Source organism: Pandoraea cepalis, assembly GCF_902459625.1.
Lineage (GTDB): Bacteria > Pseudomonadota > Gammaproteobacteria > Burkholderiales > Burkholderiaceae > Pandoraea > Pandoraea cepalis.
In genome coordinates this window covers 798,694-810,523 of record NZ_CABPRY010000001.1, presented here as the reverse complement: position 1 = coordinate 810,523, position 11,830 = coordinate 798,694, and the positions used below count along the sequence as shown (strand labels likewise).

General features: G+C 64.7%; 9 protein-coding genes. 3 read left to right on the top strand and 6 right to left on the bottom strand.

Annotated features, from left to right (window positions below; translation table 11 throughout):
* The first annotated feature begins 55 nt into the window (after positions 1 to 55).
* Positions 56 to 1,444: an amino acid permease gene (locus PCE31107_RS03705; RefSeq protein WP_130024859.1), complete on the top strand. Its 1,389-nt coding sequence runs from the start codon at positions 56 to 58 to the stop codon at positions 1,442 to 1,444.
* 204 nt (positions 1,445 to 1,648) lie between these two features.
* A complete protein-coding gene (locus PCE31107_RS03700) occupies positions 1,649 to 2,848 on the top strand; it encodes an amino acid aminotransferase (RefSeq protein WP_130024858.1) in 1,200 nt (399 codons plus the stop codon).
* A 113-nt stretch (positions 2,849 to 2,961) separates the two neighbouring features.
* Here the strand turns inward: PCE31107_RS03700 and PCE31107_RS03695 are convergent, their stop codons facing one another.
* From PCE31107_RS03695 to PCE31107_RS03680, 4 genes are all read right to left on the bottom strand, one after another.
* Entirely contained in the window at positions 2,962 to 3,852 is an 891-nt protein-coding gene (locus tag PCE31107_RS03695) for an MBL fold metallo-hydrolase (RefSeq protein ID WP_150606582.1), read from the bottom strand.
* 57 nt (positions 3,853 to 3,909) lie between these two features.
* Entirely contained in the window at positions 3,910 to 5,268 is a 1,359-nt protein-coding gene (locus PCE31107_RS03690) for an MFS transporter (RefSeq protein ID WP_150606580.1), read from the bottom strand.
* Between the two features lie 64 nt (positions 5,269 to 5,332).
* Positions 5,333 to 6,349, bottom strand: a complete 1,017-nt coding sequence (locus tag PCE31107_RS03685; RefSeq protein ID WP_150606578.1) for a succinylglutamate desuccinylase/aspartoacylase family protein — start codon at positions 6,347 to 6,349, stop codon at positions 5,333 to 5,335.
* 156 nt (positions 6,350 to 6,505) lie between these two features.
* Positions 6,506 to 7,399 (bottom strand): LysR family transcriptional regulator, encoded by an 894-nt coding sequence (locus PCE31107_RS03680; protein WP_150606576.1) that lies wholly within the window; start codon positions 7,397 to 7,399, stop codon positions 6,506 to 6,508.
* Positions 7,400 to 7,582: 183 nt separating this feature from the next.
* Between PCE31107_RS03680 and PCE31107_RS03675 the strand changes: the two genes are divergently transcribed.
* The gene (locus PCE31107_RS03675; protein WP_130024853.1) at positions 7,583 to 8,302 is read left to right on the top strand and encodes a glutathione binding-like protein; all 720 of its coding nucleotides are present in this window, start codon (positions 7,583 to 7,585) and stop codon (positions 8,300 to 8,302) included.
* 126 nt (positions 8,303 to 8,428) lie between these two features.
* On the opposite strand, the gene PCE31107_RS03670 is transcribed toward PCE31107_RS03675, so the two are convergent.
* Together PCE31107_RS03670 and PCE31107_RS03665 are read right to left on the bottom strand one after the other, a co-directional pair.
* Positions 8,429 to 10,951 (bottom strand): penicillin-binding protein 1A, encoded by a 2,523-nt coding sequence (locus PCE31107_RS03670; protein ID WP_425494710.1) that lies wholly within the window; start codon positions 10,949 to 10,951, stop codon positions 8,429 to 8,431.
* Between the two features lie 97 nt (positions 10,952 to 11,048).
* Complete coding sequence (locus PCE31107_RS03665; RefSeq protein ID WP_150606574.1) at positions 11,049 to 11,765, bottom strand: FadR/GntR family transcriptional regulator; 717 nt, start codon at positions 11,763 to 11,765, stop codon at positions 11,049 to 11,051.
* Between the last annotated feature and the right edge of the window lie 65 nt (positions 11,766 to 11,830).

The following is an 11,830-nucleotide window of genomic DNA, read 5'->3' as shown; positions in this document are numbered from 1 at the left end:
AGGACGAAACAGAGAAGCGCGCCGCATGGCAACGAAGGTAGGGTAAGGAACAGACATGTCCGCCAACGCACCACAAGAAGGCTCGCTCCACCGCGGCCTGAAGAATCGTCACATCCAATTGATCGCGCTGGGTGGCGCGATCGGCACCGGCCTCTTTCTCGGCATCGCCCAAACCATCAAGACCGCCGGTCCGTCAGTGCTGCTGGGCTATGCCATTGCCGGCGTCGTCGCGTTTTTCATCATGCGCCAGCTCGGCGAAATGGTCGTCGACGAGCCGGTCGCCGGCTCGTTCAGCTACTTCGCCAACAAGTATTGCGGCCATTTCGCGGGCTTCGTGTCCGGCTGGAACTACTGGGTGCTCTACGTGCTGGTGTCGATGGCCGAACTCTCGGCCGTGGGCATCTACGTCCAGTACTGGTGGCCGGCCATCCCCACCTGGGTCTCGGCCCTCGTGTGCTTTGGCGTCATCAACGCCATCAACCTCTCCAGCGTGAAGTCGTACGGCGAGATGGAATTCTGGTTCTCCATCATCAAGGTCGCCGCCATCGTCGGCATGATCGGGTTCGGCGGCTATCTGCTGTTCTCCGGCAACGCCGGCCCTGAAGCCAGCGTGACCAACCTGTGGCGACACGGCGGTTTCTTCCCGAACGGCGTATCGGGCCTGGTCATGGCGATGGCCGTCATCATGTTCTCCTTCGGGGGACTGGAACTGGTCGGCATCACGGCGGCGGAAGCGGACAACCCGTCGCACACGATTCCGCGCGCGACCAACCAGGTCATCTACCGCATTCTGATTTTCTACGTTGGCGCGCTCGGCGTGCTGCTCTCGCTGTATCCGTGGGAGAAGGTGGTATCGGGCGGCAGCCCGTTCGTGCTGATCTTCCACGCACTGAACAGCAATGCCGTTGCCAACGTGCTCAACGCCGTGGTGCTGACCGCGGCGCTCTCGGTCTACAACAGTTGTGTGTACTGCAACAGCCGCATGCTCTACGGTCTGGCCGGTCAAGGTAACGCGCCGCGTGCGCTGCTCAAGGTCAACCGTCGTGGCATTCCGCTGCTGGCGCTGGGCGTCTCGGCCGCCGCGACCGCCGTGTGCGTGGTGATCAACTACTTCATGCCGGGCAAGGCATTCGAACTGTTGATGGGGCTGGTCGTGTCGGCGCTGATCATCAACTGGGCGATGATCAGTGTGATCCATCTGGTCTTCCGTCGTGCCAAGGCGCGCGCGGGCGAGACAACGCTGTTCAAGAGCCTCGGCTACCCGCTCACGAACTACCTGTGCCTGGCGTTCCTCGGCGGCATTCTGGTCGTGATGTACCTGATTCCGGACCTGCGCATTTCGGTCTACCTGATCCCGGTGTGGCTGGTCGCGCTCGGCATCGGCTATCTGGTGCGTCAGAAAACACACCGCGTAGCCCCGATTCAGGCCAGGGCGGCACGCTGAGGTCCCCCGCCCAAGGCCGACGACCACCGGCGCCAGCCGGTCGCAGCGCCTCGGGCGCCAACCGCCCGGGGGCATACCCGGCGACACCTCACTAGCGGTATCATCAACTTCTTGGCGCAGTCCGGGCCGCCGGGACCGAACAGACGGTCCGGCGGCCCGGCGCCCGCACTCCACCGACTTTCTCTCGTTTTTCCAGGAACCGCCATGTTCGAACATATCGATGCCTATCCCGGTGACCCGATCCTCTCGCTCAACGAGAATTTCGCCAAGGATCCCCGTACCAACAAGGTCAACCTGAGCATCGGCATCTACTACGACGACGATGGCCGCCTTCCGGTCATGCAGGCCGTGCGAGAGGCCGAAGCGCAGTTGCTCGGCGAAGTCGGTCCGAAGCCGTACCTACCGATGGCGGGGCTGGCCACCTATCGCGACGCCGTGCAAGCGCTCGTGTTCGGCGACGACTCGCCGGCACGCGCCGACGGTCGCATCGCTACGGTACAGACGCTCGGCGGCTCGGGTGCGCTCAAGGTGGGTGCCGATTTCATCAAGCGCTACTTCCCCGGCGCGCAGGTCTGGGTGAGCGATCCCACGTGGGACAACCATCGCTTCATCTTCGAGCGTGCCGGTTTCACCGTGAATACGTATCCGTATTACGACGAAGCCACCGGCGGCCTGCGTTTCGACGCGATGGTCGACGCCATCGACAAGCTGCCTGCGCGTAGCGTGGTGCTGCTGCACGCGTGCTGTCACAACCCGACCGGCGTAGATCTGAACGATGCGCAGTGGGTGCAATTGATCGACGTACTCAAGAAGCGCGAGTTGCTGCCCTTCGTCGACATGGCGTATCAAGGCTTCGGCTCGGGTCTGGACGCCGACGCGTTCGTGATTCGTGAACTGGCACGTCAAGGGGTGCCGGCCTTCGTCGCCAACTCGTTCTCGAAGAACTTCTCGCTGTACGGCGAGCGTTGTGGCGGCCTGTCGGTCATCTGCGAGTCGGCGGAAGCGGCCGATCGCGTGCTCGGTCAGCTCACGAGCGCGGTGCGTTCAAACTACAGCAACCCGCCGACGCACGGCGCGAAGATCGTCGCCAAGGTATTGAGCACACCGGCACTGCGCAAGTCGTGGGAAGCCGAACTCATGGCCATGTGCCAGCGCATCGCGCGCATGCGGGGCGCGATTCACGACGGCCTGCGCGGGCATATCCCCGAGGCGATGCTCTCGCGCTACCTCGAGCAGCGCGGCATGTTCACGTACACGGGGCTGTCGGCGACGCAAGTCGATGTCCTGCGTGATACGTACGGCGTCTATCTGATCCGCTCGGGCCGCATGTGCGTGGCGGGCCTCAACGAGAAGAACGTGGCGGTGGTGGCCGACAGCATCGCCAAGGTGTTGAGCCAAGGCTGAGCGTTGCTCCGTATTGGAAGCCCCACGAAAAAGGGACGGCGTGCGCCGTCCCTTTTTCAATTCAATGCGGCGTGCTTAACGAGTTGCACGGTAAGCTTGCCCGGCGTGCTTCGTCACCGGGGTGCCGAGGCGAGGTACTGCCACGACAGCCCTGCCGCACCGCGCACGACCTTGCCTGCCGAGCCCTCGGGAAAGTGGGCTGGGAACACAGTGGTTCCGGCGTCAGCCGCCAAACCGAGCAGCCTGCGGCGCGACACGTCGGCCTGAACCGGATCGAGACAGAACGCCGAACACCACTCGGGACGATAGACCTGCACGGGGCTGTGCATGACATCGCCGGAGAACAACGCGGTCTCCCCCTGCGACGCGATCGAGATAGCCATGTGACCCGCACTGTGGCCTGGCGTCGGCAGGAAGCGAACGCCGTCAAGCACCTGTTCACCGCCGTCGGGCACCTCATGCACAAGGCCGGCGTCGAGCAGCGGCAACACGCTGTCTTCGAACACCATTCGACGTGCGGCGCCCGGACCGGTGTCAAAGAACTCACGCTCGCGCCGGGCGAAGACATACGTGGCGTTGGGAAATACCGGCACCCAGCGCTCTCCTTCGCGAAAGGTGTTCCAACCAACGTGATCGACGTGGAGGTGCGTGTTGAACACGTAGTCGACCTGTTCGCGATCAAATCCCGCCGCGCTCAGGCGCGCCAGCACGGGATTCGACAAGCGGTCGAACAACGGACTGAAGGCCCGCGTCTTGCCATTGCCGATACCGGTGTCGACGACGATCGTCAAGCCGTCGAACTCCACGATCCAGAGATGCGTTTGCAACGCGACGCGTCCATTCGAGTGATCGAACGACGCCGGCGAGAGCCTTGTCGCGAGATCAGCCCCGGCCTCGGGTGCCCAATCGGGAAACAGTCGCGGCGCGGGCAACGCAAACGCGGTCTCGAAGATGCCCGTGATTCGGGCTGATCCCACATGAAAGACGGGGACAGACGGCGTCATGTTCGAACTCCAGGACGTTATCCAGCAGAATAAGCAACGCATGCAATGACCGGCACATCACTCGCTACCGGATGCCAATGCCACCGCGGCGCGGCGCGTGGCAAGCGCATAGCAAAGGAAGCTGGCAATCGCCGCGACCGTCCCCACCAGCGCAAGCGCCGTGCCCAGACTACTCGCCGTTCTTCCAAGGTGCTCGTTGATCGCGCCAACCGCAAACGGACCCACACTGCCGCTGATGGCATTCGTCATGAAGACGAGCAACGCGATCGCGCGACCGCGCATACGGTTCGGCAGCGCGATCTGAAGCGGAACGGGCGCGAGCGCCATGGCGATGCTTGCGGCGAACGCACACACGCCATAAAGCACCACTGCCGCCAGACTATGGCTCATCAGCGGCATCGCAAACGCCGCAGGAATCAGCATGGCCGCGCCGCCGGTGGACAGGCCCAGTACCCGGCGCAGCGCACTACGATCCGTCGCACGCGCGGCGAGCAGGCCCGCACAGACCACACCGAGCACGCCACCCAGCATGTACGCGGGCGCCGCAAGTTCGCCGACCGTCCGGGCGTCGAGCTGAAACTTGCGCATGAGTAGCGCAGGAAACCAGGCGGCATGGGCGTAGAAGAGCGTGATCAGCGCCACATACGCCGCGAAGTATGGCAGGCAAAAGCGATTCCTGACGAAGAGCTCGCGCATCACTTCCCGCATCGACGGCAAGTCGTCCTCGCCGGCGGCACCGGCGCGTCCGAGGCCGCGGCGTGTTGGCTCGCGCACCGTAAAGAACACCAGGGCGCTGAGCAGGAAGCCCGGCAGACCGACGGCAACGAAAACGGACTGCCACGGCGTGAGCCCCTGGGTCGCCAGCCAGGCACTGACCGTGTGATCGCTGCTCAGGGTGAACAGAAAGCCGCCGCCGAACAACGCCAGCCCGCCGCCGACATACGGCCCCAACATGAAGATGCTGCTGGCGCGGGTGACCTTTCGCGGCGCGAAGAGATCGCTAAAGATCGAGAGCACGGCAGGGCTGAGTGCCGCTTCCGCCACGGCCGTCCCGGCGCGCGCGAACAACAGCTCCGTAAAGTTGGTCGCAAACCCGCACAGCACGGTCGATGCCCCCCAGATGGCCACACAGGCCGCGATCAGCTTCACGCGATTGGCGCGGTCGACCCAGCGGGCCACGAAGACCCCCGCCGTGGCATAGCACATGGTGAAGGATATGCCTTGCATCAGACCGATCTGCACGTCGGTGAGCCCAAGCGTTTGCTTGATCGGCTGCACGAGAATGCTGACGACCTGACGGTCGAGATAAGAAAACGCAAAGCAAACGAAAAACAGCAGCACCACGTAACCGTAATAGCCGGCACGTCCGTGTTGCTCATCTGCCGGCGTGGCAATGATGGCGGGTTGAGCGCTCATGAGAATGTCCTGTTTGACATGCAATGTGTCGAGATGACGGAGGCTGCGATCGGCGCAGTACGCGTCAGTCCCAGGGACTGTCGCTGGCGAGCAATGCGATGCAGTCGCCCGGCTCCACTCGGGCGAACGTGCGCATGCACATCACCGTGCCGTCGCTGCGGAAGGCGATTTCGCGGGGTGCCTCCCACGGGGCGTGCGGATCGAACAGGCGCCCGGCCAGTTGCCCGTCGCGCACGTCGTCGCCGAGCCGGAACGCCGGCTCGAAGACACCGCCATGCGGCGCGTAGACGTAATGCCTCGGCCCGTGCACGGCCATGACGCGGGTGTCGTGCGACGGTGCCGGACCGTCCTCCGACGTAACGCCCAGCACGCGCAGAACGCGTTGCAGACCGGCTTCGACAATGGCGAGGTTGGCGGCGTCGCAACCCGCGCCGCCACCAAATTCGCCGCAGAGAAATAGTTTGTCGTGACGTTGCGCCGCGGCGCCGAAGGTGCGGTCTTCGCCGAGCAGATCCATGACCATCGTGTACGGGGCACCGAAGGCGCGAACCAACTGCAGATAGCGAGCGCGGCGCGCGATGTCGACGGGCGGCGCGGCCAGCAAGGTCGGTGCGTGGTCGAACGACGCCCCGCCGGCGTGCAAGTCGATCACGACGTCGGCACGGGGCAGCAACTCGGTCTCCACGTAGTGCGCGATCATCTCGGTCGGCTGCCCATTGCGCGCGCCGGGGAACAGCCGGTTCAGGTTGCCCTTGTCGATGGGCGACGTGCGCGTGCCGTTCGCGAACGCCGGATAGTTCAGCGCGGGAATCACGATCAGCCGGCCGCGAATCGACATGGTGGGCAGGCGCTGCAACAGCTTCATCAGGGCGATCGGACCTTCGTATTCGTCGCCGTGATTGCCACCGGTCAGCAGCACCGTTGGGCCGGTGCCCGGGCCCGCGTTCAGCACTGCGGCCGGAATCGGGACATGCCCGTAAGCGGATCGGTCGTGAGAATAAGGCAAGCGCAGCGTGCCGGTCTGGAGACCGGTGCGCTCATAGTCGATATCGGAAGCAATCAGGGACGCAGAGTTTTGCATGACGAGAGAGTGAAAAGCCAGGCGATGCCTTGGATGAATTCACTATCGCAGACGCAAAAATGCTTGACCAATGCCGTTCATTGACCGGGGTGATGCCTCCAACGCATCGCCCGACGTGGCGGCGGATGCCACGGCATCCGATCGCACGTCGGAGCGTCAAGCCGCCTGTACGGCGGCCAACTGCTCGATGAAGCGTTGCAGGGCGGGCTGTGGCGGATGCTGGGCCGAGTGGCAGAAGGCCAACGGCAAGCGCACCGAGAGATCGCGAATGGCGGCAAAACGCACGCGGGCCGGCGGCCGGTCGCGGTTCGCATCGTTGACGATCGCCAGCCCGACACCCGCAGACACCAGCGACAGGATCGCCGCCTCGGTCGACACTTCCTGACGAATGTCGAGCGTCAAGCCATGCTCGGCACATGCGGCGATCAAACGATCGTAGTACGCGGGATAAACCGCGCGCGGAAAGGCCACGAAGGGGTGCGCGCGAAGCGACGCGATGTCCACGTCGCCCTCGCGCCCCATCGGCCAATCTGCCGGCACCGCGAGGACGACATCGTGTTCGAGCAGGGGCACTTCGGCGCATCCTTCGCGCAACGCGCCGAAACGATAACAAAACCCGCCGTCCAGCGTACCGGCCGCGATGGCGTCGAGCTGTTCGGGCGTGTTCATCGGCATCAGTTCGAGCGCCACGTCTGGCGTGGTGCGCTGAAAGGCATTGAAGGCGGCGGGCACCAGACCGTCCCAGGACGCGTTCTCGACAAAACCGATGCGTAACCGGCCGGTGACGCCCGACGCGAGGCGCCGTGCGGTACGGTTCGCGCTTTCGACACGGGCGAGGATGTCACGGGCTTCAGCGAGATAGGCCGTTCCGGCAGCGGTCAGCACGAGGCCGCGCGCCGTGCGCGTGAAGAGCGCCGCCCCGATGGTCTCTTCGAGATCCCGGATCTGCCGGGAGACGGCCGGTTGCGTCACATGCAGAATTTCGGACGCCGCGCGCACGCTCAACTGCTCTGCCACCGCAATGAAATATCGGAGATGCCTGAGTTCCATGGTCCGGCCGAGGAAGGTGCTTCGTGTCTCGCCTGCGCAGACAGCCTCCGCGCGACGGGTCAAAGTGCGAGCAGTCTACCGGAAAAGCCCGACGCCACCGCGCCCGGCAAGCCTGGCGACTTGGCGGTATATTGGTCGTCCCGCGGCGCTGCGCGTCGCTCCAACACGAACGCATCGATCCTCATGTCCGATCTATCCCCCGATTTGTCCCAGTTTCCCATCACGCGCAAGTGGCCCGCCGCGCATCCCGAGCGTCTGCAACTGTATTCGCTGCCCACGCCCAACGGCGTGAAGGTCTCGATCATGCTCGAAGAAATCGGGCTGCCTTACGAAGTGCACCTGGTGAACTTCTCGACCGACGACCAACTCTCGCTCGAGTTTCTCACGCTCAACCCCAACAACAAGATTCCGGCGATCCTCGATCCCAATGGCCCCGACGGCAAGCCGATGCCGCTGTTCGAGTCAGGCGCGATCCTCTGGTATCTCGCCGAGAAGACCGGCAAGCTGCTGCCCGCCGATCCGGCCGCGCGTTACGAAACGCTGCAATGGGTGATGTTCCAGATGGGCGGCGTGGGGCCGATGTTCGGTCAGGTCGGATTCTTCCACAAGTTCGCGGGCAAGGACTTCGAGGATAAGCGTCCGCGCGACCGCTACGTGAGCGAAGCGAAGCGCCTGCTAGCCGTGCTTGACGCGCGTCTGGCGACACACCAGTGGATCATGGGCGACGAGTACACGATTGCCGATATCGCCACGTTCCCGTGGGTCCGGAATCTCGTCGGCTTCTACGAGGCAGGAGAGTTGGTCGGCTTCGACCAGTTCAAGCACGTGCAACGCGCGCTCGACGCATTCGTCGCGCGGCCCGCCGTGAAGCGCGGGCTCGACATTCCGAAGCGCTCCGCCTGAACGCCCGGATCAGGCCGGAACGTCGTTGCGACGATCGGCCTGTAACTGCGAGACAGCACGCGTGTAGTGACGCGCACGCCGGACGTCGGTCAGACGCTCCTGAGAGCTCGCCATGCCGCGAACGGATTACGGCGACGCAGGACCCGATGCGGCGGGTGACGGGTGCGCCGGCGTCACGAACTGAGTCGCCGGTGACGGCGAATCGCCCGCCGAGCCGGAGGGCGTAGTTGTGCCGTTCGACGACGCCGCGCCCGGGCCGTTCCACTCGCCCGGCACGCCCGGAATTGTGGCGCCATGCGGCGCGCTCGCGGGCAATCCGGACTCCGGCTGCGCCAGCACGGCCGACGCGACCGGCACCGGCAACGGCCCGCTATCGCTCGCGACGGCAGGCGTGGCGTCCGCGGCGGCGGGTGCAGGCGCCGCACGCTTCACCGGGGCTTTCGCCTTGTGCGCCGGTTCGGGGGCCTTCTTCGCGAACAGCCCCGTCACCCAATCCGACACGCGCGTCCACCCGTCGCTATACCAATGGTGGTTATCCGGTGCTTCGAACTTCGCGTTCGCATCGATCACCTTCGAGCGCAAGGCTCGCGAAAACACATCGCCGACGATCGGCAACGCGCTATGCGCGCCCTGCCCCCAGTAATCGCTGCGCAGCGTCACGCGACTGTCGTTGAAACCGACCCACGCCCCCGCCACCAACTGCGGCTGCATGAGGATGAACCAGCCGTCCGCGTTGTCTTGCGTCGTGCCGGTCTTGCCCGCCACATCGGCGCGAATGCCGAAGCGTGTGCGAATCGCAGTGCCCGTGCCACGATTGATGACACTGCGCAGCGTGTCGAGCAGTGTGTAGTCGTCGTTCACGGAAAGCGCACGCTCGGCGCGCGCAGGTGAGAACGTGGCGAGCACATCGCCATCGCTGTTCGTGATCTCGGTGACCATCGTCGGCTCGCGATACTCGCCGCCGTCCGCGATGGTGCCGTAAGCGGTCACCATCTCCTTGAGCGAGACGGGGCTCGTGCCGAGCGCCAGCGACGGCACCGGATCGAGCTTGCTCTCGCGCACGCCCATCGCCCGCGCCAGTCCGGCCACGCGCGACGGCCCCACGTCCTGCATCAGTTGTGCCGTGACGGTGTTGCGCGACTGCGCCAGCGCGTCGCGCAACGTCATGGGCTTGTTGGTCGGCGCGGTGTCGTCGCTCGGTCGCCAGATCTCGCCGCCCGCAAGCGGAATCTCGACGACCTGGTCGACGATGGTGTCGTCCGGCGTTCTGCCCTTGACGAACGCCGCGCCATACACGAATGCCTTGAATGTCGACCCCGGCTGCCGCCGCGCCTGTTGAACGTGATCGAATGGATCGGTCGTAAAGTCGCGGCTACCGACCCATGCGCGAATTTCACCCGTGCGCGGATCGAGCGCCAGAAAACCCGCTTGCACCCGGGTCTTCGTCGCGCGCAGATTCTGCATGAATGTCTTGTCGGCGAGCTGACGCTTCATCGCCGCGTCCGGCGCCTCTCCTCCCGCCACCGCGTTGCGATACTCCGGCGATTCGCGCACGAACGCATGCACCAGCGCCGCGCTGTCGCGCCAGCCACCGCGTGCCGACCAGTTGGCGTCGGCAATGCCCTGCAATTGATTGGCCTGATGCGTGAGCGCCTGCGTGGCCATCGTCTGCAAGCGCGAGTCGATGGTCGTATGCACGACGAGGCCGTCGGAATAAATGTTGTAATCGTGACGATCGGCCCAGCCGATCAGCCACTTGCGCAATTGCTGGGCAAAGTGCGGTGCGGGCCCGGGCTCCTCGGTCTGCCGCTCGAAGTTGATGCGCAGCGGGCGTTTCTGCAACGCGGGGAGCTTCGACGCATCGAGCCCTCCGAATTTGACCATCTGGGCAAGCACGGTATTGCGACGTTGCAGCGCACGCTCCGGGTTGATCACCGGGTTGTAGTAACTGTTGCCCTTGAGCATGCCGACGAGCGTGGCGGCTTCGAGCAAATCGAGCTGGTCGGCCGACTTGTCGAAGTACGTGCGCGCGGCCATCTCGATACCGTACGCGTTGTACAGGAACGGCACCGTGTTCAGGTATGTCTCGAGAATCTCGGGCTTCGTGTAAAGCGCTTCGATCTTCAGGGCGGTGATCGCTTCCTTGAGCTTGCGCGTGAGCGTGGGCGCCCGGCCGATCTCGTCCGGATACAGATTGCGCGCGAGCTGCTGCGTGAGGGTCGACCCGCCCTGCCGGTCGCCGGAGAACGTGTGCAGCGCCGCCGATGCGGTACGCTTCAGGTCGATGCCATGATGCTCGTAAAAGCGGTGGTCTTCCGTCGCAACCAGTGCCTTGACGACGTTCGGCGATACGTCTTTCAACGGCACCCATTCACGGTTCGCCGGCCGGAATTCGGCAAGCAGCTTGCCGTCGGCCGACAGCACCTGCGCCGGTCGGTCGATCCTGGCGCGCCGGATGTCGCGGATGCTCGGTGTGAATGGAATCAGGATCAGCGTGTACGCAACAAGCAGGCACGGCAGCGCCGCGACGGCGATGAGCACGCCCCGGCGTGTCGGGTGACGCACGTGAAACCACGCACGGGCCGCATACGGCTTCAGGGGTTGCGCGAGACGCAGACCATGCCGCCCCGTCTGGGCGATGGCATGCAACAGCGACGAGAACAGCGACGAAATCGGGCGCTTCACGATGGGGGATGGCGTGGCAAAGTCCGCATCCTACCAAAACCGACAAACGAACCCGGCAAGCTCAAGGCACGATCGGCACCGGCGAGTCCGGTTCGAGCTTGCGCCACACGAAGCCGATATGCTCGCGCATGATGCGGCGCGCCGCTTCGGGCTGGCGGGTACGGATGGCCTCCCACAGTGCAAGATGGTGCGCGAGGATAGTTTCCGACGCCTGCTCGCGCAGATCGAACAACCCCGAGTTGTTGAGCGAGATGTGCTCGTGGAGCATCTTGGTCACGCTGCCTTGCAGGTGTCGAAGCATGGCGTTGTGCGACGCGTTCGCAAGCGCCGTATGAAAATCACCGTCGAGCCGCGACTCGCGCACCGTGTCGCCGCGCTCGTGCGCGTCGACCAGCCCATCGACCAGTTCGGACAGACGCGCAAGATCTTCATCGGTCGCCCGCACGGCCGCCAGATAGGCGGTGGTGCCCTCCAGCATCAGGCGAAACTCGAGCATGTCCGGACGCAACTCCGGATGATCGCTCACGAGTTGCCGCCAAGGCGAAATCAACCCCGTCTGCAGACGATCAGAGACATAAACGCCCGACGCGGCCCGCGTCTTGAGCAGGCCGCGGGCAACGAGACGCTGAAGCGCTGCGCGCACCGTCGAGCGTGCCACGCCCAGCGATAGCGCCAGCGCCCGCTCGGACGGAATGCGCTCGCCTGGCGCCCATACGCCTTCGATCAAACGGGTCTCGAGTTCGCGTGTGATGCGCTCGGTCAGAGTGGGACCGCTCACGGTGACGTCTCCTGCAATCGGTCAGATGCGTGCGTCGATGGCGACGCGGCACCCAAGTTGCGACA